The sequence below is a fragment of the Arthrobacter zhaoxinii genome, assembly GCF_024385505.1.
Taxonomy (GTDB): domain Bacteria; phylum Actinomycetota; class Actinomycetes; order Actinomycetales; family Micrococcaceae; genus Arthrobacter_B; species Arthrobacter_B zhaoxinii.
Map to the genome: position 1 here is coordinate 1 of NZ_JANFLT010000002.1, position 22373 is coordinate 22373.

The 22373-nt window shown below is 66.8% G+C and carries 23 protein-coding genes; 7 read left to right on the forward strand and 16 right to left on the reverse strand.

From position 1 onward, the window contains the following. Positions 1-63 precede the first annotated feature (63 nt). From NNX37_RS03545 to NNX37_RS03580, 8 genes are all read right to left on the reverse strand, one after another. Positions 64-1137: a YhjD/YihY/BrkB family envelope integrity protein gene (locus tag NNX37_RS03545; protein ID WP_255790924.1), complete on the reverse strand. Its 1074-nt coding sequence runs from the start codon at positions 1135-1137 to the stop codon at positions 64-66. A gap of 97 nt (positions 1138-1234) precedes the next feature. Further along, positions 1235-1546 carry a PRC-barrel domain-containing protein gene (locus tag NNX37_RS03550; protein WP_255790925.1) on the reverse strand — a complete coding sequence of 104 codons (312 nt, stop codon included), beginning with the start codon at positions 1544-1546 and terminating at the stop codon, positions 1235-1237. A 109-nt stretch (positions 1547-1655) separates the two neighbouring features. Beyond that, complete coding sequence (locus NNX37_RS03555; protein ID WP_255790926.1) at positions 1656-2879, reverse strand: mechanosensitive ion channel family protein; 1224 nt, start codon at positions 2877-2879, stop codon at positions 1656-1658. 155 nt (positions 2880-3034) lie between these two features. Continuing rightward, the gene (locus NNX37_RS03560; RefSeq protein ID WP_255790927.1) at positions 3035-4084 is read right to left on the reverse strand and encodes an iron-siderophore ABC transporter substrate-binding protein; all 1050 of its coding nucleotides are present in this window, start codon (positions 4082-4084) and stop codon (positions 3035-3037) included. 158 nt (positions 4085-4242) lie between these two features. Next, entirely contained in the window at positions 4243-5481 is a 1239-nt protein-coding gene (locus NNX37_RS03565) for an NAD(P)/FAD-dependent oxidoreductase (RefSeq protein ID WP_255790928.1), read from the reverse strand. Continuing rightward, positions 5481-5825 carry a bifunctional 3-phenylpropionate/cinnamic acid dioxygenase ferredoxin subunit gene (locus tag NNX37_RS03570; RefSeq protein WP_255790929.1) on the reverse strand — a complete coding sequence of 115 codons (345 nt, stop codon included), beginning with the start codon at positions 5823-5825 and terminating at the stop codon, positions 5481-5483. The genes NNX37_RS03565 and NNX37_RS03570 overlap by 1 nt, the downstream gene beginning before the upstream one ends. A gap of 54 nt (positions 5826-5879) precedes the next feature. After that, positions 5880-6287 (reverse strand): MarR family transcriptional regulator, encoded by a 408-nt coding sequence (locus tag NNX37_RS03575; RefSeq protein ID WP_255790930.1) that lies wholly within the window; start codon positions 6285-6287, stop codon positions 5880-5882. A 199-nt stretch (positions 6288-6486) separates the two neighbouring features. Continuing rightward, positions 6487-7116, reverse strand: coding sequence for a TIGR03085 family metal-binding protein (locus NNX37_RS03580; protein ID WP_255790931.1), 630 nt, complete (start codon positions 7114-7116; stop codon positions 6487-6489). 210 nt (positions 7117-7326) lie between these two features. Between NNX37_RS03580 and NNX37_RS03585 the strand changes: the two genes are divergently transcribed. Next, the gene (locus tag NNX37_RS03585) at positions 7327-9297 is read left to right on the forward strand and encodes an acyl-CoA dehydrogenase family protein (protein ID WP_255790932.1); all 1971 of its coding nucleotides are present in this window, start codon (positions 7327-7329) and stop codon (positions 9295-9297) included. Between the two features lie 9 nt (positions 9298-9306). On the opposite strand, the gene NNX37_RS03590 is transcribed toward NNX37_RS03585, so the two are convergent. Then, a complete protein-coding gene (locus NNX37_RS03590; RefSeq protein WP_255790933.1) occupies positions 9307-9918 on the reverse strand; it encodes a TetR/AcrR family transcriptional regulator in 612 nt (203 codons plus the stop codon). A 111-nt stretch (positions 9919-10029) separates the two neighbouring features. Between NNX37_RS03590 and NNX37_RS03595 the strand changes: the two genes are divergently transcribed. Genes NNX37_RS03595 through NNX37_RS03605 form a run of 3 tightly spaced genes read left to right on the forward strand, consistent with a single transcriptional unit; the run spans position 10030 to position 13218 of the window. Further along, positions 10030-10824: an SDR family oxidoreductase gene (locus tag NNX37_RS03595; RefSeq protein WP_255790934.1), complete on the forward strand. Its 795-nt coding sequence runs from the start codon at positions 10030-10032 to the stop codon at positions 10822-10824. 31 nt (positions 10825-10855) lie between these two features. Further along, complete coding sequence (locus NNX37_RS03600) at positions 10856-12115, forward strand: acyl-CoA dehydrogenase family protein (protein WP_255790935.1); 1260 nt, start codon at positions 10856-10858, stop codon at positions 12113-12115. Positions 12116-12120: 5 nt separating this feature from the next. Further along, the gene (locus NNX37_RS03605) at positions 12121-13218 is read left to right on the forward strand and encodes a phosphotransferase family protein (protein ID WP_255790936.1); all 1098 of its coding nucleotides are present in this window, start codon (positions 12121-12123) and stop codon (positions 13216-13218) included. Positions 13219-13236: 18 nt separating this feature from the next. Here the strand turns inward: NNX37_RS03605 and NNX37_RS03610 are convergent, their stop codons facing one another. Then, entirely contained in the window at positions 13237-14274 is a 1038-nt protein-coding gene (locus NNX37_RS03610; RefSeq protein WP_255790937.1) for an NAD(P)-dependent alcohol dehydrogenase, read from the reverse strand. A gap of 122 nt (positions 14275-14396) precedes the next feature. On the opposite strand from NNX37_RS03610, the gene NNX37_RS03615 reads away from it, so the two are divergent. Continuing rightward, on the forward strand, positions 14397-14897 hold the full coding sequence (locus tag NNX37_RS03615) for a hypothetical protein (RefSeq protein ID WP_255790938.1): 501 nt from the start codon (positions 14397-14399) through the stop codon (positions 14895-14897). Positions 14898-15037: 140 nt separating this feature from the next. Here the strand turns inward: NNX37_RS03615 and NNX37_RS16655 are convergent, their stop codons facing one another. Together NNX37_RS16655 and NNX37_RS03620 are read right to left on the reverse strand one after the other, a co-directional pair. Continuing rightward, a complete protein-coding gene (locus NNX37_RS16655) occupies positions 15038-15139 on the reverse strand; it encodes an MFS transporter small subunit (RefSeq protein WP_442860216.1) in 102 nt (33 codons plus the stop codon). Continuing rightward, the gene (locus tag NNX37_RS03620) at positions 15139-16542 is read right to left on the reverse strand and encodes an OFA family MFS transporter (protein WP_255790939.1); all 1404 of its coding nucleotides are present in this window, start codon (positions 16540-16542) and stop codon (positions 15139-15141) included. The genes NNX37_RS16655 and NNX37_RS03620 overlap by 1 nt, the downstream gene beginning before the upstream one ends. 305 nt (positions 16543-16847) lie before the next feature. Between NNX37_RS03620 and NNX37_RS03625 the strand changes: the two genes are divergently transcribed. Next, positions 16848-18980 carry a YhgE/Pip domain-containing protein gene (locus NNX37_RS03625; protein ID WP_255790940.1) on the forward strand — a complete coding sequence of 711 codons (2133 nt, stop codon included), beginning with the start codon at positions 16848-16850 and terminating at the stop codon, positions 18978-18980. Between the two features lie 110 nt (positions 18981-19090). Here the strand turns inward: NNX37_RS03625 and NNX37_RS03630 are convergent, their stop codons facing one another. The 3 genes from NNX37_RS03630 to NNX37_RS03640 all read right to left on the reverse strand — a co-directional run bounded on the left by NNX37_RS03630 (position 19091) and on the right by NNX37_RS03640 (position 21189). Continuing rightward, positions 19091-19846, reverse strand: a complete 756-nt coding sequence (locus NNX37_RS03630; RefSeq protein WP_255790941.1) for an IclR family transcriptional regulator — start codon at positions 19844-19846, stop codon at positions 19091-19093. A gap of 81 nt (positions 19847-19927) precedes the next feature. Beyond that, positions 19928-20545 (reverse strand): dihydrofolate reductase family protein, encoded by a 618-nt coding sequence (locus NNX37_RS03635; protein ID WP_255790942.1) that lies wholly within the window; start codon positions 20543-20545, stop codon positions 19928-19930. A gap of 95 nt (positions 20546-20640) precedes the next feature. Further along, positions 20641-21189 carry a thioesterase family protein gene (locus NNX37_RS03640; RefSeq protein WP_255790943.1) on the reverse strand — a complete coding sequence of 183 codons (549 nt, stop codon included), beginning with the start codon at positions 21187-21189 and terminating at the stop codon, positions 20641-20643. Positions 21190-21362: 173 nt separating this feature from the next. On the opposite strand from NNX37_RS03640, the gene NNX37_RS03645 reads away from it, so the two are divergent. Continuing rightward, complete coding sequence (locus NNX37_RS03645; RefSeq protein WP_255790944.1) at positions 21363-21659, forward strand: EthD family reductase; 297 nt, start codon at positions 21363-21365, stop codon at positions 21657-21659. A gap of 26 nt (positions 21660-21685) precedes the next feature. Here NNX37_RS03645 and NNX37_RS03650 read toward each other — a convergent pair whose 3' ends face one another. Next, positions 21686-22372, reverse strand: a complete 687-nt coding sequence (locus NNX37_RS03650; protein WP_255790945.1) for a DUF6308 family protein — start codon at positions 22370-22372, stop codon at positions 21686-21688. Between the last annotated feature and the right edge of the window lies 1 nt (position 22373).

Here is a 22373-nt window from a genome sequence, read left to right on the forward strand (position 1 = left end):
AAGCGCCCCGGACCAAGTGGTCCGGGGCGCTTCTGCGTGCGCGGCTTTACAGTGCGCTAACGGCTACTCGTGCAGGTGGTCGTCATAGTCCTTGCCGGCGTGCTGCTGGCGCAGCTTCCGGCCTTCCTCAATATCCTTCTCTTCCTGCTCCTGGCGCTTCTCCGTCTGGCGGGTGTCACGCGGCGGAAGCTGCACGGATTCCTCTGCCTGGATGCCTGCCTGGAGTTCGCGGCCGCGCTCCACCTCGGCGTCGAACTCTGCGCCGAAGAGCAGGGAAACATTGGCCAGCCAGATCCACAGCAGCAGGACGATGACGCCGCCGATGGCGCCGTAGGTGGCGTTGTAGTTGCCGAAGTTTGCGACGTAGAAGCTGAAGCCAAGGGTCACGATCGCCAGGATCACGAGGGCAATCAGGGAGCCCATGCTCATCCAGCGGAACTTGGGCTGCTTGACGTTCGGGGTGGCGTAGTAGAGGACGGCGATGATCAGCACGGCGAAGATCACCATGACCGGCCACTTGGCGATGTTCCAGATGGTCACCGCTTCACTGCCCAGACCGATGACGTTGCCGATGGCTTCGGCGATCGGGCCGGAAATCACCAGCATCAGCAGCAGTGCGGCCGCCATCAGGACCAGGATCAGGGTCACGAGCAGCTGCGTGGGAAGCAGTTTCCAGGCGGGTCGGCCTTCCTCAACTTCGTAAATCCGGTTCAGTGAACGGCCAAACGCCTTCACGAAGCCGGAGGCGGACCAGAGGGCGCCTACGATACCAATGATCAGCGTGAGGCCGGCAGCACTGGAGGAGGTCAGCTGCTCGATGGGTCCCTGAATGACCTTGGCGGCGTCTTCGGGTGCAAACTGCTTAACGAATTCCAGCAGGGCATTGGTGGTGCTTTCGCCCTGTCCCACGACCCCCAGAATGGAGACCATGGCCAGCAGTGCCGGGAAGATCGCCAGGACTGTGTAGTAGGTCAGTGCTGCGGCAAGGTCGGTGCACTGGTCCTTGGAAAACTCGCGGACGGTCTTCTTGAGGATGTATTTCCAGTTGGGTTTGGAAACCTCGGTGGGTTTATCCGGCTTGCGTGCGTCGTCCGGACTGGGTGCTGTCTCGGCTTTGCTGTTCGTTTCCTGCGCCACTGCGGCCTCCTGCTGGAATGAGTGTTCTGACCCCCATGCTATTAGTAAGCGTTCTTAGCAACAAAGAGATACCGCTGATGCACCCGGGCCGAGCACTTCAGCGCAGACCGTAGTAGTCCATCAGGATGCTCTCTTCACCGGGGCTGAGCGGATTTTCCGGATTGGCCCCGGGCGAGTGCACTACCTGGTCCTTGGAATAGTTCACGAAGATGTCCTGCCCGTTGCGGCGGGAACTGAGCAGGGGAACATAGTGTTCCTCAGGCTGGAACAGGCCGAGGTCAACAGTGATCCATACGGGCTCTCCGGTCTTCCGGTCCAGGTGCACTTCCCCCACCAGACCCAGCCGCTCGCCGTCGTTGGCCCAGACGCTGGAGCCCTGGATTTCATGGAGCACAAAGGCATCGGCCATCTTGTCATCCCTTCGCCGGGCCCGGCCGAACTGCCGGGGTTCTTATTCCCGCCCTGCGCAGCGCCTCCTGTCAACACTTCCGGGGTGCCGTTCCGCGGGGACCGGCAAGTCAGCGGCGCCCGTCGCCGTCGGCGTGTTCTTCCCGTTCGGCGAAGACGTCCTCGCCGGGGCCGGAGAAATTCGCCCGGCGTCCCACGGCATCCAGGGTGCCGGTGAACAACTGGGAGTCGCTGGTGTCCTCGCTGCGCGGCTGCGGCGCAGTGCGCGGGCCGCGGTGTGCCTCGCGGGCTGGCTGGCGGACTTCCTCCCAGCGCTGGCGCGGCAGTGCTTCCGGGTGCCATTCCTGGAGGTGGCTCACCATGGTTTCGCGGATGAGGCAGCGCAGGTCGAAGAGGGTGCCGCTGTCCACCGCGCTCACGAGAATGCGGATCCGCACCATTCCCTTCACCGCTTCCGTCACCTGCAGGACGCCGGTCCGCTGGTCCCACAGGTCGGTGTCGGCCAGGATCTGTTTCAGCAGGGTGCGCAGCTCCCCGACCGGGACGCGCCAGTCCAGGTCCAGTTCCACCGTGCCCAGGATGTCCGACTGGCGGCGGGTCCAGTTCTGGAACGGAGTGGTAGTGAAGTAGGTGGAGGGCAGGATCAGGCGCCGGTCATCCCAGATATGCAGCACCACGTAGGTCATGGTGATTTCCTCGATGGTGCCCCACTCGCCTTCCACCACAACGACGTCGTCCACCCGGATCGCGTCGGTGAAGGCCAGCTGCATGCCGGCAAAGACGTTGGTCAGGGTGCCCTGCACGGCGAGGCCGGCCACGATGGACAGCACACCGGCGGAGGCGAGGATGCCGGCACCCAGGGCGCGGACCTCGGGAATGGTCAGCAGCACGCAGGCCACGGCGAGGCTGATCAGGACGGCAACGCCGACCCGCCGCCCCAGAATGACTTGGGTCTTGAGCCGGCGGAGCCTGCGGTTGTCCCGCGTATCGGTGCTGTATTTCGTGAGGACCATGGCCTCGATGATCAGCAGGAGCACCACCGCCAGCCACGCCACGGCGCCGATCAGTCCCAGCACCAGCACGTAGTCCACCGCCGGCAGCCAGGAGGAACCGGCTGCGGTGGCTCCCAGGGCGATTCTCGCACCGATCAGCGAGAGGCCCAGCCGCAGCGGATTCCGGGCCTTCACGGTGATCTCCCGAATGCCCGGAATCCTCCGGAATGCCCGATGGACCACGTCCCGCAGGATCCGGGCCAGGACAAGGGCAATACCCACAGCCACCAGGACGGCAAAGAGCGGTTTGAAGCTGACGGCAAGGGAAAGCAGGTCTTCCATGCCTTCGATCATTGCAAACAGCGGTGGGTGGCTGTCCAATCAGGGTCTCGCGGCGGACCGTGCGGAGCCGGCCCGCCGGGCGGTTAAACAGCGGACACCCCGGAGGGATCCGGGGTGTCCGCGCGCCTTCCGGAGAAGGCGGAGAAATCGGGGTCCTACTTGGCGTCGTCGGCTGCCGTGGCCGCGTCGGCGATCATCGGCACCACGTTGTCGAGGGCGTAGGGAATGCTGAGCACGTTGATGGCCGAGGTGGAGAAGACGCGCGTCGGGTCGGCGTCGGCCACGAGGCCGCCGTTCTTCACAGCGGGGATCTGCCCAAGCAGCGGATCGGAGGGGATGCTGTCAGCAACCTCTTCGCTCGCCACCCAGCTGACAAAGATGTCGGAATCCAGCTGGTCGAGGTTTTCATCCGACCACGGGATGTAGAACTCGTCTCCCTTGGTGTTCTCCGCTACCACCGGCGCCATGGTGAGGCCGAGGGCTTCAATGAACTTGGGCCGGTTGTCCAGGGCGGTGTAGACGGAATTCTCCGCACCCGGGGCGAGGTTGCCGTAGATGAAAGACTTGCCCTCGAGCTGCGGGTATTCGGCAGCCTTGTCGGTGATGGCCTGCTCGGTGTCCGCCACCAGCTGCTCCGCTTTGTCGCTCTTGCCCAGAGCCTCGCCGATCATGGTGGTGGTGTCCTGCCAGGACGTGCCGTAGGCAGTCTCGGGGTAGGCGACCACGGGGGCGATCTTGCTCAGCTTGTCGTAGTCCTCCTGGGACAGGCCGGAGTACGCGGCGATGATGACATCGGGATTGGTGGCGGCGACGTCGTCGAAGGCAATCCCGTCAGTTTCGGAGTACTGCGCCGGCGCATTCTCCGACCCGATGGGCGCGTCGAGGTCTTCGAGTGCCTCGTCGATCCAGGGCGTGGTGCCGTGGTCATTGCCGCCGAATTCGATCAGCGGCATCCCCACGGGAACCACATCCAGGGCGAGGGCGGTTTCGGCATTGGCCCAGGCGACAGCGGCCACGCGCTCCGGCACGCCCTCGATGGTGGTCTCGCCGAAGGCATGCTCAATGGTGACGGGGAACTGGTCTTCAGCGGCGGCAGCACTGCCGGAGGTTTCATTTTCACCCGTAGCTCCGGTGGAGCAGGCGGAGAGGGACAGAACGGCGACGGCGGCAGCGGCGGCAGCGCGGCGCATCCGGGACAGGGCCATGTGGGGCTCCTTGGATCACGTAAACGAACGGAACGGACCCGGCGGTCGCGGATCCAAAAATAACGTTATCCCAGGTTCTCCCCTATTACGCAACGCAAACCTTTCGTAATCCCTGCGCCGACCGGAACTCCTGCAGAACTGGCGTCCGAAGCCTCTGTTCAGGCTTTCCCACGGGCCAGCCGGCGCACGTCGACGGCCGGGTCCTGCAGCAGCGCCGGGTCGAGGACGCGGCCGGATTCGATCAGTTTTCTGGCCGCCCGGACGGCGGTTCCGCCGTCGACGGCGGCCACGCCGGCCAGCCTCCCGTCCAGGCCCAGCCGGAAGGCCGTGAAACCGGGACCGGGTTCCCCGCGGAGGACGGTCTGCCCGGGGACGACCATGCTGCCGGCCACTTCCAGATGCACGCCGTAGCGGTCGGACCAGAACCAGTCTGCCGCCCCGGCGGGAGGGTCGATGCCGAGCATCCCGGCCGCTGCCGCCTCGCCCGTGCGGCGTGCCGCGTCCCAGTGTTCAAAGCGCCGGCCGGGCACCCCGCCGGGGCCGAGCCGGCGGGAGGAGTCGCCGGCGGCGAAAATGCGCGGATGCGAGGTACGCCCGGAGCCGTCCACCAGCACACCGCCGTCCACGGAGAGCCCTGCCGCTTCGGCGAGCGCCGTTTCCGGTTCGCTGCCCGCCGCGACCAGGACGGCGGTGGCGGAAAGCCTGCCGCCGGCGGCCAGTTCCACCCCCAGGGATTGTCCTTCCGCGGTGATTGCCGCCGCGGTGTCCCGTATATGGGCGGTTCCATGCCCGGCGTGGAGCCCCTGCAGGTAGCCGGCCATTTCGGGGCCCACAACCTTGGCGGAGGGCAGCTCGGCAGGATCCACAAGGGTCACCGCCGCACCCAGTGTCCGGGACGTTCCCGCCACTTCCGCACCGACCAGTCCCGCACCGAGGATCACCAGATGCGTGCCGGGGACCAGATGCGCCTGCAGGGCCTGGGCGTCGTCGGCGCTGCGCAGGGTCAATACGCCGGGCAGATCCATCCCGGGCAGCGGCAGCCGGCGGGCGCGGGCTCCGGTGGCGAGCAGGACGACGTCGGCGGCCAGGTCCCTGCCCGAGCGCAGGAGGAGGACGGGCGGGGTTGCGTCGTCGCCGGGCTCAAGCTTGTCCACGGTGTCGGCGATAACGGAGGTGTCGTTGTCCTCATACCACTGGGCGGGGGCAAGCTGCAGGCGGAGCCGGTCCAGGGTTCCGGCGAGGAACGCCTTGCTCAGCGGCGGCCGGTCGTAGGGCAGCCCGGCCGGGTCCACGAGGGACAGGGTGCCTGTGTAACCCTGCCGGCGGAGTTCGCGGACGGCGCTGAAGCCGGCAATTCCGCCGCCCACCACGGCGATCGACGCGGGGGCAGCAGCCATCAGGCGTCGAGCGGACTCACGTTGGGGTACAGCCAGACGGCACCGTCGCGTACGTCGACGCGGTGCGCCTTGGTGTTGGTGAGGGCCGGCAGGCACAGGGCCTCGCCTGTGCGAAGGCAGAACCGCGCGGAATGGACGGGGCATTCCACCTCGTCGCCTTCGATCCACCCGTCGGCAAGGGAGGCATCCTCATGCGTGCAGGTGTCATTGAGCGCATAGAAGCGTCCGTTATCGCTGTGGAACACTGCTATATCGTCCGCGGTGCCAGCCGTTTCAGCATCCACCGTGAGGGCTTCGCCCTCATCTATCTCGTCGACATCGGCAACGCGGATTCCCTCGCTCATGCCCTTCCTTCCTCCGGCACCAGGCCAATAACGTATTGCTCTTGGGTCAACACGTTACCCTTGCGGGTCGGAAGGCGCCGCCAGCGGGGACCCGTCGGGCGTACCCGCGAGGAGCGGCTTGCCGGGTGCCCGCTGCTGCTTGCCGTGTTCGAGTCCGCGGATGAGCATGATCAGCTCCGACCGCAGCTCCGGGCCGATTCCGGCCGTGGACTCATCCTGTTCGAGGTTTTCAGCGTCGGCGAGCAGCTTCTGCCCGCGCTCGGAGATCGCCATCCATCGGCCGGACCGGCCAACGGTCTCGGCCGGGACCTCCTCCACGAGGCCCTGCCCGGCCATGCTCACCAGCGCCGTACCCAAGGTCTGGGCGGTGACGCGGAGACGCCGGGCCAGTTCTGCACGCCTCATGGGACCGTCGGCCAGGAGCACCCGCAGCACGGTCACCCGCTCCTGGGTCAGTCCCACGGCACGCAGTTTGTTATCTACTTCTCGTCTTACCAGTCTTGCAGCCGTTGAGAGCAGCCGCACGGGTTCCCAGTCCCCCTCGTTCTGCATCTTCCTGCTTCCCTGATACGTCATTGGTAGGCGGTCCTGCTCCGCTGAAACAATCAGTGTGCTTACTATTTCAACGGCAAAGAGGGGGTACTTGTCAAGCCGGGAGATATTAGTCCGCTGCCCACTGCCTGAACATACGGACCGCGTCACCCCCGCCTTCGATGCTGACATTGGCCGCCGCGCGCCGGCCCATGGCATGCAGGGCGAGGTCCACCACGTCCCCCGAGACCAGCACCGAGGACTTGCCGCCCTTCACCCGGCGCCGTCCGGAACCGGGCAGCGCCAGTTCAACTCCCACGGGGCTGCCGCGGTATCCCATCCGCGCCATCAGGCCCAGCTGCCTCCACAGCGCCTGCTGCTGTCCGGCGGGGAGTTCGCGCGGCGCAGCCGTACCGTCGCCGCGGCGGATGTCCTCGTGATGGATGACATACTCCACGAGGTTCGCCGCATCCAGCCGGTAGGGCGAAAACCGGGCCGGCCCGGCGGCGAACCGGTCCACCAGTGCGGCATATCCCTCCGGTGTGGACGCCGCCGCGGCCACGGCACCCAGCTGCTTTTCCTGGCCGGGCTTCGGCCGGCGCACCGCATCGGCGGCAATCTTCCAGGGCGCGTGCTCACGGAGCACCAGGTGGGCCAGCAGCCGGCGCACGTCCCAGCCTTCACACAGCGTCGGTGCCAGCGGATCAGCCTCCCGCAGCGTCCGGACCAATTCCGCGCGTTCCGTCTCCACCCATGCCATGAGAATCTCCTTCAGGTTGATACCGCTGCCGGTTTTCCGCCATTTCCAGGCGGTTCCCTCCGGCATTGCAGCCTGCCGCCAACATTAGCCACCGAACCCCCTTTACCCCTACCTACTGACGCGTAGCATGGTCCCCACAGTGAGCCGATGCTGCTGCGCCGGTGTCGGCATCCGCACCGGGCAGCGCGGCCGTGACGGAGGAGAAATCCCATGAGCACCACTGACATTCACGACGCCAGCCGGAACAGAAGCGCCCGCCGAATCAAAGAACGCGTGGTCACGGAGAAGGACGCACGCAACGCCACCGAAGCCGCCCGCGATACCGGGGAATCCCGTCCGAGTTTCGCTCGGGGAATCTATCTGGGCAGCTACAACCTGGATTTGCTGGGTTCCCTGCCGCCGGCGGACCCCGACGAAGAGGCCCGTGCCCGGCTGTTCCTGGAGGCATTGACGGATTATTGCCGGACCATGGACGGCCTGGCCATCGAGCGCACCGGCGTAATTCCGGATGAGAACCTGCGCGGGCTCGCGGACCTGGGGGTATTCGGCATCAAGATCCCCCAGCAGTACGGCGGCCTGGGCCTGTCCCTGCTTCACTACGGGCGTGCACTGATGGTCCTGGGCAGCGTGCACCCCAGCCTCGGGGCCCTGGTCTCGGCCCACCAGTCCATCGGCGTGCCGGAGCCGGTGAAGGTCTTCGGGAACGACGCACAGAAGGAGGAGTACCTGCCGCGCTGCGCCGCCGGCGCAGTGACCGCCTTCCTGCTCACCGAGCCCGACGTCGGGTCCGACCCGGCGCGGCTGCGCACCACTGCCATCCCCTCCGACGACGGCAGCGAATACGTGATTGACGGCGTCAAGCTGTGGACCACCAACGGCGTAATTGCCGAGCTGGTGGTGGTGATGGCCGCCGTTCCCCCGCACGGCGACTCCAAGGGCGGCATCAGCGCGTTCGTGGTGGAAATGGACTCACCGGGCATCTCGGTGGAGAACCGCAACAACTTCATGGGCCTGCGCGGCATCGAGAACGGCGTCACAAGGTTCACCAATGTCCGCGTTCCGGCAGCCAACCGCTTGGGCCGCGAGGGCCAGGGCCTGAAGATCGCCCTGACCACGCTGAACACCGGCCGCCTCTCCATTCCGGCCATGTGCGCCGCGTCCGGCAAATGGTCGCTGAAGATCGCCCGCGGCTGGTCCGGCGCCCGTGAACAGTGGGGCCGGCCGATCGGCAGGCACGAGGCAGTGGCCAAGAAGCTGGCCTACATCGCGGCCACCAGCTTCGCACTGGAGGCGGTCTTCGAGCTCTCGGCCGAACTGGCCGACGCCGGCACCAAGGACATCCGCATCGAGGCGGCGCTGGCCAAACTGTGGGCCAGCGAAATGGCCTACAACGTTGCCGACGAACTGGTCCAGGTGCGCGGCGGACGGGGCTTCGAAACCGCGGACTCCCTCGCCGCCCGCGGCGAACGCGCCGTCCCGGCCGAGCAGCAGCTGAGGGACCTGCGCATCAACCGGGTATTCGAGGGCTCCACCGAGATCATGCACCTGTTCATTGCCCGTGAGGCAGTGGACGCACATTTGTCCGCGGCCGGAGACCTGGCGGTGGCGGACGCCCCGGTGGGGGCAAAGGCCCGCGCGGCGCTGAAGGCCAGCGGCTTTTACGGCAAATGGCTGCCGACACTCGCGGCGGGCAAGGGCAACATGCCTCGGTCCTACGCCGAGTTCGGCGTTCTCGCCCGGCACCTGCGCTACGCCGAGCGGGCCTCCCGCCGGCTCGCCCGCTCCACCTTCCTCGGTATGGCCCGCTGGCAGGCCGGGCTGGAACAGCACCAGGTCTTCCTGGGCAGGATTGTGGATATCGGTGCGGAAATCTTCGCGATCTCGGCCTCCTGCGTCCGCGCGGTGAACATCCGGCGGGAGGATCCGGCGGAAGGTGCGGGTGCGTTCGAACTCGCGGATGCCTTCAGCCGGGAGTCCCGGGTGCGGATCGAGTCCCTGTTCAACGGCCTGTGGCACAACGCGGACGACGCCGACCGGAAGCTCTCCAAGGGGGTGCTGGACGGGCGCTACACCTGGCAGGAGGAAGGGGTGCTGGATGCGTCCGAGGGCACCGGACCGTGGATCTCCGAGACCGCCCTCGCGTCCGGGCCGAAGGAGAACCTGCACCGCCGGTACCGGTAGGTCCGGCGGTTACGGCGCCCCCACCGCGCCGCGGCAGATCTGCACGTAGCGCACCGCCAGTTCCTCCGGGCTGAGCGGACCGCCGGCGCGGTACCACTGGGCCACCCCGGTGCACATGGTGGTGACCGCCCGGCTGGCGTCCTTGGGGTAGCCGGTGGCGAAGCGGCCGCTGCGGACTGCTTCCGCCACGACGTCGTCGAGCAGTTTCTGCTGCCGGTCGCGGGCGGCAATATGCCCGGCCCTGGCGGTGCCTTCCAGGCTGCGGATCTCGCTGGCCGCGATGAATGCATGTTCCCAGCGGTAGGCGTGGACAAGCACGAGGCACTCGACCAGCAGCGCAAACCGCTCCTCGACGTCGTCCCCTGCCTCCGCCAGGGCGGCGGTGCTGCGGGCATAGAGGTCCGCCATCGCGGATTCGGCTATCCCCACGAGCAGCGCCTGCTTGGAAGGGTAGTGATGGTAGAGGCCGGGCACCGACAGGCCCGCGCGGGTGGCCACGGTGCGGATAGCCGTGCCGTGGTAGCCGTGCTCCACGAAGCAGTCCATCGCGGCACGCAGCAGCGGCGGGAGGGCGGGGACGGAGAAGTCCCGCCACCCGGGCTGCGTATCGTCGGCGGTCATGGTCCCCTCAATGGTGGAAGTGTGACCCTTGACACTTTACGGGGTCTGCACCAGACTATCCGTACCGAGCGGTCGCTCGGTAGTACTTGGAAGCGGAAGTTGGCGGAGCACATGACGGAACAGACGCCGGAGCAGTTTGCGCGCAGACCGCGGCTTGAGGGTAAAACCGCGGTCGTCACCGGGGCCAGCCGCGGCATCGGCCTCGCCATTGCCCGCCGGCTGGTGGCCGAAGGTGCGAAGGTCTGCATCACGGCCCGCAACATCGGTCCGTTGAAGGAAGCCGCCGCCGAGTTCCCGGAAGGCACAGTGCTCGCGATGGCCGGCAAGTCCGATGATCCGGACCACCGCGCCGAGGTGCTGGACACCGTGGCCGAAACGTGGGGCCGGCTGGACATCCTCGTGAACAACGCGGGGGTGAACCCGGTGTACGGCCCGCTGAGCGAACTGGATCCGGAGGCCGCCCGCCGGATCCTGGACGTCAACGTGCTCGGCACGCTCGCCTGGGTCTCCGCCGTCTGCGCCCACGAAGCCCTGGACTTCCGGGGGCGCGGCGGCTCCGTGCTGAACCTGTCCTCGGTCTCGGCCCAGACCCCGGCCACCGGCATCGGCTTCTACGGGATCAGCAAGGCCGCGGTTGAGCAGCTCACCCGGACCCTCGCCGTCGAACTGGCTCCCACCGTCCGCGTAAACGCGCTGGCACCCGCCGTCGTCAAGACCCAGTTTGCGCGCGCCCTCTATGAGGGCCGCGAGGAAAAGGTCAGCTCCACCTATCCGCTGAAGCGGCTCGGCACCCCGGAGGACGTTGCCGGGGCGGCCGCCTTCCTGGCTTCCGACGACGCCGCCTGGGTCACCGGGCAGATCATCAACCTCGACGGCGGCCTGCTCGTGGCCGGCGGCGCGGCCTGACCGTTTCCACCGCCTCCCCTAAGGACCTTTCATGAGCCCCGCGGCCCTCCCCCCGGAAATCGAAGACCTGCGCCTGCGCACCCGCGAATTCATCCGCGGCACGGTGATGCCCGCGGAACCGCGGCCGGGCGCCGTCGTGCCGGACGAGCTGCTGCAGGACCTGCGCACCGCCGCAAAGGCAGCCGGGGTGTTCGCCCCGCACGCGCCCCGGGAGTACGGCGGGCAGGGCGTGCCGCTGGAACACTGGTCCCCCATCTTCCAGGAGGCCGGCTACTCGCTGATCGGCCCCTCGGCGCTGAACTGCATGGCCCCGGACGAGGGGAACATGCACATGCTGCACCTGATCGGCAGCGAGGAGCAGAAGCGCCGCTACCTCGCCCCGCTCATCGCCGGCGAGGCCCGCTCCTGCTTCGGCATGACCGAACCGCACCCGGGCGCCGGGTCGGATCCCGCCGCCCTGCGCAGCAGCGCCGCGAAGGTGGACGGCGGCTGGCTGATCAACGGTCACAAACGCTTCACCAGCGGCGCCAACAACGCTGCGTTCTGCATTGCCATGGTGCGCACGGACGCGGTGGACGGTGCTCCTGCCGGGGCCACCATGCTGCTGGTGGACATGGATGCCCCCGGGGTGCGGATCGGCGAGCAGCTGCACACCATGGACCGTGCGATCGGCGGCGGGCATCCGCATCTGCACTTCGACGACGTGTTTGTGCCCGACGGCGCCGTCCTCGGGGCGCCCGGGGAAGGCTTCCGGTACGCGCAGGTCCGGCTGGGTCCGGCCCGGCTGACCCACTGCATGCGTTGGCTCGGCCTGGCCCGCCGGTCCCTGGACATAGCCCTGGACCGCACCAACAGGCGGGAGATCTTCGGGTCGGTGATGAACGAACTCGGCCTGGCGCAGGAAATGATCGCGCAGTCCGTCATCGATATTGAAACCTCCGACGCCATCATCACCAAGACCGCTGCCCTGCTGGAAACCGATGCCAAGGCCGGTTCGGCCTTGTCCTCAGTGGCCAAGGCCCACACCTCCGAGGCTGTGTACCGGGTGATCGACCGCAGTCTGCAGCTGTGCGGCGGCGACGGCGTCACCGACCGGCTGCCGCTGGCCTCCTACCTCAATGAGGTCCGTGCCTTCCGCATCTATGACGGTTCCAACGAGACGCATAAGTGGGCCATTGCCCGCCGCGCCTCCGCACGCCGCCGCCGCGAGGCGGAGCATGGCGCTCCGGACCTTGCCGATGTCTCCTCCCCGGTGTCCGACGCCGACCTTCCCGCCGAATCGAAAGCCTGAACCCCATGCACTCCGCCCCTGACGGCATCGAAGTTGTAGCCACCCGTTCCGACGCCGAGGCGCTGGCCTCTCCGCCGCTGCTGATCCTGGACGAGGTCACGGCGTTTTTCGACGCGCACGGCCTCGGGTCGGGTCCGCTGTCCTGGACCCAGATCGGGGACGGCCAGTCCAACATCACCTACCGGATCCGGCGCGGGCACGAGGACTTTGTGCTGCGCCGCGGGCCGCGCCCGCCGCTGCCGCGCTCCACCCATGACATGGTCCGCGAAGCCCGCATCCAGCAGCTGCTGCGCGTGCAGGGGGTACCGGTGCCGGAAATCCTGGCGGTCTGCGAGGACGAGTCCGTCCTCGGGGTGCCGTTCTACGTGATGGCGTATCTCGACGGACTTGTGATCACCAATACCATCCCGCCGGGCCTGTCCGCGATGGAGGACCGCCGGGCCACCAGCGCCGCCGTCGTCGACGCCCTGGTGCGCATCCACTCCGTGGACGTGAGCAGCGGGGACCTCGCCTCCTTCGGCAGGCCGGAGGGCTACCTGCAGCGCCAGGTGGCCCGGTTCTCCGGGCTGTGGGACGTCAACACCACGCGCAGCCTGCCCGAGGTGGCGCGCATCGGCAGCTGGCTCGCGGACAACGTGCCCGAGAGCTCCGCCGCGGCGGTGCTGCACGGGGATTACCGGCCGGGCAATCTGATGTTCGCGCCGCAGTCCCCCGCGCGTGTCATTGCCGTCCTGGACTGGGAAATGTCCGCCGTCGGCGATCCGCTCGCCGATCTGGGCTATCTCACCGCCACCTATTCCGAACCCGGCAGCGCCTCCACACCCCTGGAGCTGACCGGAGTGACCCGCCACCCGGGCTATTACACCCGGGCAGATGTCATCGAGGCCTACCGGCAGCGGATGGACCTGGATCTCGGTGCGCTGCCCTGGTACCAGTCCCTGGCACTGTGGAAGGCGTCGATTTTCTGCGAGGCCATCTACACCCGCTGGCTCAAGGGCGAGCGGCCCAATGACAAGGTGTTCGGTCCGTCGCTGGAAGCAGGGGTGCCGCAGCTGCTGCGCGCCGCCGCCGGGTTCGCCGGGCTGGCCCCGGCACCGCTGTAACTGCCGCTTGTTACGGGGTTACGGTACGACGACGGCGCGGCCGAGCAGCTGGTTGTTCTTCAGCTTCTCGTAGGCCGCGGGAGCTTCGTCCAGGCTGAAGACTTCGGTGTGGACGTTGATGCCTTCACCCCGGGCCAGGTCCAGCACCTCGAAAAGCTCCGACCGGGAGCCCCAGTACGGGGCGCGGATGGAGGTTTCCCACGCCGCGGTGGCACCCAGACCCACCGGAAGGGTGCCGGCGCCGACGCCCACCAGCACCTGGTCGCCCTGGGAACCCACCATCGCCTGGCCCATATCCAGTGTGGCCTGGTTGGTCACGAAGTCGAAGAGGGCATCCACGCCCCGGCCGCCGGTCAGATCCCGGACCAGGTCCACAGCCCCGGGCTCGGATGGGAAGGTGTAGTGCGCGCCGACGTCGGTGGCCAGGTTCAGCTTCGCCTCGTCAATGTCCAGCGCCACGACGGTGGCCGCGGTCATGGCCCGCAGGATCTGCACGGCTACGTGCCCCAGCCCGCCGACGCCGATGACGACGGCGGTGGCGCCGGAGGGCAGTTTCTCCAGCGAACCCTTGATCGCGTGGTACGGCGTGAGTCCGGCGTCCGTCAGGGACACGTTCTGCACGGGATCCAGGTCCCCGAGCGGGAGCAGGTGCCGGGGACTGTCCACGATCAGGTATTCGGCCATGGCTCCGGGAGCGCCGAGCCCGGGCGGGACTATGCCGAATTTCGCCGCGTTCCGGCAGTAGTTTTCCCGGCCGCTGGAACACTCGTAGCAAAGTCCGCAGCCCCACGGGCCGTAGACGGCCATGGACGTGCCCTCTTCGATGTACTGCACGCCGTCGCCCACCCGGTCCACGACGCCGGCGCCCTCGTGTCCCAGGGTCAGGGGCAGCCCGTAAATGTACTCGTTCTCGGGCAGGCTCATGATGAATTCGTCGGAGTGGCAGACACCCGCAGCAGTGACTTTCAGGCGCACCTGGCCGGGGCCGGGCTCCGGGGTGTCGATTTCCACCACTTCGGGCGGCTGGCCGATGGCGCGGTATTGAAGGGCCTTCATGGCATGCTCCTGCTCTCCGCACCGGCGCAGATCCACGGCACGGGTGGATGGACTTTGCCCCTTAAGCGTGCACCCGTGTCCGGAGTTCCCACAGCCCTCCGGCGGCAGGTACGGTGTGGGCCATGAAGAATGTTCCGCTTTCGCTTGCCCTTGCTGCTTCCTCGGGTCTGTTTACCCTGCAGCGTCCGGCCGACTGGTCTCCGCGGGCACGCCGTAGCTTTGTGCTCATTCCGGGGGCCGCCCTGGGTGCCATCAGCATCCTGGCTGTCCGGAGGGGTTATCGGATCGGGCGGGAACCGGCGGCCGCCGGGACAGGGACCTTCGTCGCTCCGGTGACGGCCGGGACTCTCGGCGCTGCGGCCGACGCCGACGCCGCGACCGCCGCCGCATCCCCCGCGCGGAAAACCGTCGTCGCCGTGGCGGGTGCAGTGATCGCCGGCACAACCGCAAGCGGAGTGCTGGCGCTAAGCCTGGTACTGGATGAACGAATCGAAATCTGGCTGGTCCGGCGCGGTGTGGCCCGGCCGCGGCGGGTGATGGCGGTGGTCGCGGCGCTTAGCTCGCTGCTCCTGGACGTAATTATGGATTCGAAGGAAGCCAAGGATTCAAAGCCCCGTCAGTAGAGCCGGCGGATAGCCGGCACCAGAAAGGAACAGCCGGCAAACGGAAGCTGCATGCTTCCGTTTGCCGGCTGTTCCTGCGGCAGAACCGGGATGTCGTCCCAGCTGGACGTCTTCATCCCCGCAGTCCATTCGGACCGGGTCTAGCCGAAGAGCGCCGAAGCCTTGGTCAGGGTCTGAAAAATCCCGTAGGCCAGCGGAGCTCCCACCAGCACCCAGCTCACTGTCAGCTTTGCCTTAGTCATTAGCGTTCTCCGTTTACGGTAGCGGTCTGTTGCGGAGCCGCCGGTGAAGACGTCGGCTCGTGGTAGCGGGATGACACCGGTGTCACCAGCAGGTTGGCGATAAAGCCCACCACCAGCAGGCCCACCATGGTCAGGAGCGCGGGCTGGTACGCCGCGGCCGTGAGTTCACCGGGGGTGCCCTGGGAATCCAGGAATGAGTTGACGATCAGCGGACCGGCAATGCCGGCGGCAGACCATGCAGTGAGCAGTCGGCCGTGGATCGCGCCGACCTGGTAGGTGCCAAAGAGATCCCGCAGGTAGGCCGGTGCCGTGGCGAATCCGCCTCCGTAGAAGGAGATGATGATGAACGCCAAAGCTACGTAGAGGAAGGTGGAACCGCCCCCGAACAGGGACAGCAGGATGTACAAGGTGGCACCGAGGCCGAGGTAGACCATATAGATGCGCTTGCGGCCCACCAGGTCCGACGTGGCGGACCAGACAAAACGCCCGCCCATATTTCCAATGGAAAGCAGGCCCACAAACCCACCGGCAACGGCGGCGGAGACCAGGGAGACGCCGTCGGGCTGGCGGAAGAAGTCTTGGATCATCGGGGCAGCCTGCTCCAGGATGCCGATGCCGGCGGTGACGTTGCAGAACAGCACAACCCAGACCAGCCAGAACTGCTTTGTCTTGATGGCGTTAGCCGCGGAGACGTGGTTCGTGGTGACCATGGCCTTGGCCTTGACCTTGGAGGGGTCGAAGCCTTCGGGCTTCCAGTCTGCCGCCGGCACGCGGATGCTCCACGCTCCGTAAAGCATGTAGACCAGGTACACCAGCCCCAGGGTCAGGAACAGTTTGCCCACGGCGTCGCCGCTGGCCACCCATCCTTCGGTTCCGGACTCCGGATCAAAGAAGCCCAGGAGGGCCGAGGACAGCGGGCTGGCGACCAGCGCGCCGCCGCCGAAGCCCATGATGGCCATGCCCGTGGCGAGTCCCGGACGGTCCGGGAACCACTTCATCAGGGTGGAGACCGGGGAAATGTAACCGATGCCCAGTCCAATGCCGCCGATGACGCCGTAGCCCAGGTACAGCAGCCAAAGCTGTCCGGTAAAGATGCCCAGGGCACCGATGAGGAAACCGCCCGCCCAGAAAACGGCGGAGACAAACATCGCCTTGCGGGGGCCGTTGCGGTCCACCCAGGTGCCCATGACTGCCGCGGAGAGCCCGAGCATCACGATGGCGATCGAGAAGATGACGCCAATCTGCGTGAGACTGGCGTCGAAGTACTCCACCAGAGCCGTCTTATACACGCTCGTTGCATACACCTGGCCAATACACAGGTGCACTGCTAGCGCCGCGGGCGGGATCAGCCACCGGTTAAATCCGGGCGGCGCGATGGTTCGGTCGCGGTCCAGCCAACTCATAAAAACTCCTCTATTTAGCTAAAAAATGTTTCTACAATCCACGATGCCCCATATGGGCCCGGTTACCCCGGCCGACACGCATCTATACCGCGCAACCTACTCGCCGGTAACTAATTTTGAAAAAGCCTTGCTTTGTTACCGGCGGGTAGCTTAGATGTAACAGACATCACACCTATTCCGGCCGGCGGCGTCTCGATGTGGCGGCGGACCCGGTCGCTTGCACCCCGCGCAGGCTACGCCCACAGGCATATTGGTTGCCTCGTAGCGGTCTCAAAAATCCGTAAGAAGCAGAAAAAGGACATTCAATGACGAGTTCCACGTCCGGGCGCACCACTAACCGCCCGCATACACTTTTAACCGTACTTTTGGCGTTGTTCCTCATCCTCTTGCTTGCCTTCTTCGTGCTCTTTACGGGCAAGGTTGCCAGCGGAGCAGCGGAGCTGAGCGACGGCGCCGAGCGGGCGTCCACCGGCGCCGGCGACCTCAAGGACGGAGCCGCCCGGGCGCAGACCGGCGCCGCCGACCTCACCGACGGCACCGAGCAGGTCGACGCCGGCGCCAATACCCTGGCCAAGGGCATCGGCTCCGCGAAAGCGGGTGTGACCACGTTGAAGGAAGGCGCCACCACCTTGGATGAGGGTGCCGTTAAGCTCCTCACCGGTGCCGAGGCTGCCAACACCGGCGCCAACAAGCTCGCCACCGGTGCCACCAACGCCCGGACCGGTGCGGGCACGCTGGCCGCCGGCGGCTACACCTTGGCGACCGGCGCCGGAACGCTGGCTGACGGCGGTGCCGCCCTCCAGAGCGGCGCAGTCCGGATCCAGGACGGCACCAAACAGCTGGCCGGTGGAACCGCAGAACTCAAGAAGGGCGCAGGGGACGCCACGTCCGGCGCCGGGCAGATTGCCGCCGGTGCAGACCAACTGGCAGCAGGTGCGGCAAAGCTAAACGATCCCGACAAAGGTGTGCCGTACCTCGCCGCCGGGGCCCAACAATTGAAGGCAGGCACCGACGAGGCTGTCATCGGCTCGAAGAGCCTGGAAGCCGGTGCGCTCCGGATCAAGAACGGTGCAGCCCGGCTGCAGGCAGGCGTCAATGACCTGGCCGCTCCTACAGCCGCACCTGCACTGGCAACCGGTGCAAACGGCCTTGAAGCCGGCATCAACCAGATCATCGCCGCTCCCGAGGCACTCAACAAGGGTTCCAGGGACCTGGCTGCCGGATTGCCCCGGCTTCAGGCTGGCGCTGGATCCCTTTCGGATAGTGCCGCCGGCCTGGCAGCCGCAAACGGGCAATCGGCAGCTGCCTCACAACAGACAGTTGAGACTCTGACGGCCCTTCAGAACTCCGCAGGAACCATGACCCCGGCCGAGCTCAACGCTGCATTGGCCGATGCCCTGCGCACCGCCACAGTGGCGAAGGAAAATGTTGACGGAATTTCCACTTACGCCACCGCCTTTAACACCGGTTACGGCCAGGTGGGCCCCGGCCTGGACGCATTTGTTACCGGAGCCGGCCAGTACTCTGCAGGTGCAACCGCGTACAGCCAAGGACTGACCAATGTGAAGGATGGTGCCGCGCAGGTTGCCGCGGGTGCCACTGCAGTAAATGACGGCATTCTGCAGGTCCAGGCGGGGTTCAACGTCGGTGACGGAACAAATCCCGGCCTCGTCGAGGGAACCGAAGACCTGCATGACGGGACCGTAGAGCTGTCGACGGGCGCTGCGGAACTCCAAGCAGGCGCAAAGCTGGTTGCGGGTGGAACTACCGAGGTCAAGGGCGGCGTCAAGCAGCTTTCAGACGGTATCCAGGTTCTGCGGCAGGGTGCAAAGGCCCTCGAAGCGGGTAACGGCAAGATTGAAGCCGGAGCCATCCAACTGGATGCGGGCGCCAATGAGCTGGCTTCAAAGTCGCCGGAGCTCACGGCTGGAGCCGGCAAGCTTGCTGCTGGTGCAGGAGAACTCAGCACCGGAGCCGGCAAGCTCGCCACCGGCGCAGGAACCCTGGCCACCGGCCTGGACACCCTGGAAACCGGCGCTTACTCGCTGGCCGACGGCAACTACAAGATCTACGAAGGCACCATCAGCCTCTCCGACGGCACCAGCCGCCTGGTCACCGGCACCGAGTCCCTGGACGAGGGCGTGGTGAAGCTCAACGACGGCGGCAAGACGCTGACAGCCGGCACGGGCAAGCTGAAGGAAGGCGCCGAGAAGCTGGCCGCCGGCAACACCGAACTGGCCGAAGGCAGCACGACCCTGGCAGACGGCAACGTCAAGATCTCCGAAGGTGCCGACACCATGCGGGCCAGCACTACGGCGCTGACCCCCGGCGAAATCTTCACCTCACCGAAGATCCTGGCCGTGCTCATCCCGCTGCTCCTGCTGCTGGTTCCGATCGGCATGCTGATTGCCGGCGCCCGCCGCGGGACCCAGCACTAGGGTTCGGGCACCACACAGCCAGACAGCACCACATCACCTCGCATCACTGAGAAAAGGGCAGGGACCGCAGCCGCGGCACCTGCCCTTTTCCGTGCCCGGGAAAGAACGTCCTAGCGGTTCAGCTCGGCGGAGATCTTCGCCGCGGCTTCGCGCAGCAGCGGCACCGCTCGGTCCGCGAAGGCCTCGTCCACGCGCGAGACCGGACCGGAGACGGAGACCGCCGTGGGGGTGGGGGCGTCGGGAACGGCCATGGCGAAGCAGCGCACCCCAAGTTCCTGTTCCTGTTCGTCCACCGAGTAACCGCGGTCCCGGATCCGGCCCAGATCCTCCAGCAACGCCTCGGCACTGCCCAGGCTGTAGCCGGTGGGGGTAGGCATCCCGGCCCGGCCCACGATGCCGCGGACCTGTTCATCCGGCAGCTGTGCCAGGATCGCCTTGCCGACGCCGGTGTCATGGGTGTGCACCCGCCGGCCCACTTCGGTGAACATCCGCATGGAGTGCCGTGACGGAACCTGCGCAATGTAAACCACCATGTCGGCGTCGAGCACGGCCATGTTGGAGGTCTCCCCCAGCTCGTCCGCGAGACGTTTCAGCTGCGGCATTGCCAACGCGCCCAACTGCAGGTTGGCGCCTTCGCCCAGCCGGATCAGTTTCGGTCCGAGTGCGTAGCGCCGGTTGGGCAACTGCCTGGCATAACCCAGGCCCACGAGTGTGCGCAGGAGACGGTGAATGGTGGGCAGGGGCAGGGCTGCGGCGGCGGCAAGTTCACTCAGCGTCACTGCCCCGCCGGCGTCGGCGATCAGTTCCAGCAGGTCAAAGACGCGTTCCACCGACTGCACGCCGGATCCGGCAGCACGCTCAGCCATCATTGAACCTTCCCGACGATTTGCCCCAACTTTATCGCAGGGCGGAAACTTTCTTCCTTATCCCGTGCAACTGCACCGGCGTCAGGGGGTGAATCTCGATCCCGTTCCGGCCCGCAGCACCGTGGGGTGCAACGTCACCGAGATGGCCCCGGACCGCGTGGTCTGCGGCTGGGAGATGCTGTAGGAGGCAGCCTCGCGGATGTCTTCGAAGAGCCGCTTGCCCTGGCCAACCACCACCGGAAAAATCAGCAGGCGGTACGCGTCCACCAGTCCTGCCGCCGCCAGCGCCTGGACCAGCTGATAGCTGCCGTGCACCTGCACCTCGCCGCCGTGCCGGGCTTTCACCCGTTCGACGCTGGCCACCACCTCGCCCTCGAGCAAATGGGTGTTGTGCCAGGGCACCGGCGGCATGGTTGTGGAGACCAGATACTTCGGCAGCCCGTTCAGTGCCGCGGCTATGGAGTCTCCGGGATCGGTCACTGCCTCCCAGTAGGGCTGCATCATGTCGTAGGTGTTGCGCCCCAGCAGTAGTGCATCCGCCATGCCGTACCACTCGGAAACAATCTGTTCCAGGTCGGGATCCGCGTGCGGGGTCAGCCAGCCGCCGCCGGTGAACCCCCCGGACGCGTCTTCCTCGTTGCTTCCCGGCGCCTGCATGACGCCGTTCAACGTCAGGAAAGTGTTGACCGTCAGCTTCACCGAGCACCCCGTTCCTAGGTCCCCCTGCTTCTAGGTTCGGCCCGGCATCCGGGGGTGTCAACGGTCCCGGAGAACGCCCGGGGCGGCAGCGACGCTTAGGCCCAGGTGTGCGGCGCGGGCCGGCGGGTGCTTGGCAGGGCGACGGCGGCACGCCACTCGCTGATCCACTCCGGCAGTTCCAGGTCCGACGGCGGGACGGCGCCCACTGCCTCGAAGATCTCCTCGTTGCTTACCGGGCCGCTCTTGGACACCAGCCGGGTGCAGATGACGGCACTGGCGTAGATTTCCCCATCGGCCACCATGCGCTGCTCGATGTAGATGGCACGCTCGTCGAAGCCGATGACCCGGGTTTCGATGCTGTACCGCTGGTGCAGCTGCAGGGATTTGCGGAAGCTGATGGTCTCGTTGTTCGCCACCGGGCTCCAGCCGCGCTTCTTCATGACGTCCCAGACGCCGCTGCGGACCAGCAGGTCAAAGCGGCCCAGATCCATCAGTGAGAAGTACATGCCGTTGTTCAGGTGCATCGCGAAGTCGATGTCCGTCACCAGGACCTTCAGCGGCACTGAGGAGGTATCGAAGAAACCGAGCTTGGGCCGGCGTCGGGCACGGAAGAGGATCAGGATGGTGCGCAGAATCAGGTGCATGTGCGCTATATTACCGCTCAGTAACATAGTGTCCAGATGCGACGCGGAAGTTTCTCATCCCCGGGCGCCGGGATGCTTACGCCGCCCTCTTCCCGAGACGCGCATGGTGTCCGGCAGGTCCGGCGTCGGCGGCACCCTGTCCCGCCGCCGCCGGCCGCGCTACGTTGTCCGGCATGCACACCCTCGTTGTTCTGTTTGGCCATCCCCGAAACCCTGAGGCCTTCCGCCGGCACTACCGCAACGTGCACCTGCCGCTGGTGCGCAACATTCCCGGGATCCGCGCTCTGCGGGCCTCGCAGGAGCTGGGCTCCTCGGCGGCCACACCCCCGTTTTTCGCGCTGTTCGAAGCCGATTTCGACGACGAACCGGCCATGCAGGAGGCCCTCACCACCGCCGAGGGCCAGGCCGCCAATGCCGACATCCCGAACTTCGCCAGCGGCGGGCTGACCGTGTTCACCTACCGGCAGTAAGGCACCGTCCGGCAGCTCCTTCAGGCTCAATCGTCGTCGCCCGGCGCCTCCCGGAACCCGCGCTGCTTCGCGTCCATCCACAGGATCACGTCCATGGCCCGCAGGGTGGAAACCCGCACCGGCAGCGCGGCCCGGTCCTGGACGGCGGCCAGGTGCCGGACCAAGTGCCGGTCGTCCGCGGTCAGCAGCGCATGCCATTCCTCCCACTGGGTGAGGGAGGTGCCCGCCCCGATGCTGCGGGCCACCAGCGGATCCCAGATCGGAATCAGTTTCGGGCGTTTGCGGGCCAGCAGCTTGCTGGTTTTCGTGGCGCCCATCCTCCACTGGCCGCCCCGGTAGCCGCGGAAGATGTCCCAGAGCAGCCACGCCGGGCTTTCCTTGCCGAGCACGTGGACGTATTCGACGCCGGTGACATCCGCCAGCTCCAGGGTCACCGGAATCAGTTCCAGCAGTTCGCCGATTTCCGGCGCCTTGGTTTCGAGCAGGCCCACCACCGCAGGTCCCTTGATGTCCTCGCCCAGGAGGGACAGCGCCAGCAGATCATCCGCGGTGATCCGGTTGGCGGCCCCCGGCGAATCTCCGCCGCCGGCCCAGGTGTCGAATCTCGCCCCGGTCCGCACATGCCCGGAGTTCAGCTTCTGCGTGTAGTAGCGGTGCAGCAGGTCCGCGGCGGCGTCGGCCCGGCCGGCGTCGAGAATGGCTGGCAGGTCCACG

Bases quoted from the DNA above. Each gene is read 5' to 3' on its own strand.
- NNX37_RS03595 (WP_255790934.1), top strand. From the start codon at position 10,030: ATGACGGAACAGACGCCGGAGCAGTTTGCGCGCAGACCGCGGCTTGAG.
- NNX37_RS03585 (WP_255790932.1), top strand. From the start codon at position 7,327: ATGAGCACCACTGACATTCACGACGCCAGCCGGAACAGAAGCGCCCGC.
- NNX37_RS03610 (WP_255790937.1), bottom strand. From the start codon at position 14,274: ATGAAGGCCCTTCAATACCGCGCCATCGGCCAGCCGCCCGAAGTGGTG.
- NNX37_RS03615 (WP_255790938.1), top strand. From the start codon at position 14,397: ATGAAGAATGTTCCGCTTTCGCTTGCCCTTGCTGCTTCCTCGGGTCTG.
- NNX37_RS03565 (WP_255790928.1), bottom strand. From the start codon at position 5,481: ATGGCTGCTGCCCCCGCGTCGATCGCCGTGGTGGGCGGCGGAATTGCC.
- NNX37_RS03560 (WP_255790927.1), bottom strand. From the start codon at position 4,084: ATGGCCCTGTCCCGGATGCGCCGCGCTGCCGCCGCTGCCGCCGTCGCC.
- NNX37_RS03570 (WP_255790929.1), bottom strand. From the start codon at position 5,825: ATGAGCGAGGGAATCCGCGTTGCCGATGTCGACGAGATAGATGAGGGC.
- NNX37_RS03605 (WP_255790936.1), top strand. From the start codon at position 12,121: ATGCACTCCGCCCCTGACGGCATCGAAGTTGTAGCCACCCGTTCCGAC.
- NNX37_RS03590 (WP_255790933.1), bottom strand. From the start codon at position 9,918: ATGACCGCCGACGATACGCAGCCCGGGTGGCGGGACTTCTCCGTCCCC.
- NNX37_RS03640 (WP_255790943.1), bottom strand. From the start codon at position 21,189: ATGCACCTGATTCTGCGCACCATCCTGATCCTCTTCCGTGCCCGACGC.
- NNX37_RS03630 (WP_255790941.1), bottom strand. From the start codon at position 19,846: ATGGCTGAGCGTGCTGCCGGATCCGGCGTGCAGTCGGTGGAACGCGTC.
- NNX37_RS03625 (WP_255790940.1), top strand. From the start codon at position 16,848: ATGACGAGTTCCACGTCCGGGCGCACCACTAACCGCCCGCATACACTT.
- NNX37_RS03600 (WP_255790935.1), top strand. From the start codon at position 10,856: ATGAGCCCCGCGGCCCTCCCCCCGGAAATCGAAGACCTGCGCCTGCGC.
- NNX37_RS03620 (WP_255790939.1), bottom strand. From the start codon at position 16,542: ATGAGTTGGCTGGACCGCGACCGAACCATCGCGCCGCCCGGATTTAAC.
- NNX37_RS16655 (WP_442860216.1), bottom strand. From the start codon at position 15,139: ATGACTAAGGCAAAGCTGACAGTGAGCTGGGTGCTGGTGGGAGCTCCG.
- NNX37_RS03550 (WP_255790925.1), bottom strand. From the start codon at position 1,546: ATGGCCGATGCCTTTGTGCTCCATGAAATCCAGGGCTCCAGCGTCTGG.
- NNX37_RS03580 (WP_255790931.1), bottom strand. From the start codon at position 7,116: ATGGCATGGGTGGAGACGGAACGCGCGGAATTGGTCCGGACGCTGCGG.
- NNX37_RS03645 (WP_255790944.1), top strand. From the start codon at position 21,363: ATGCACACCCTCGTTGTTCTGTTTGGCCATCCCCGAAACCCTGAGGCC.
- NNX37_RS03555 (WP_255790926.1), bottom strand. From the start codon at position 2,879: ATGGAAGACCTGCTTTCCCTTGCCGTCAGCTTCAAACCGCTCTTTGCC.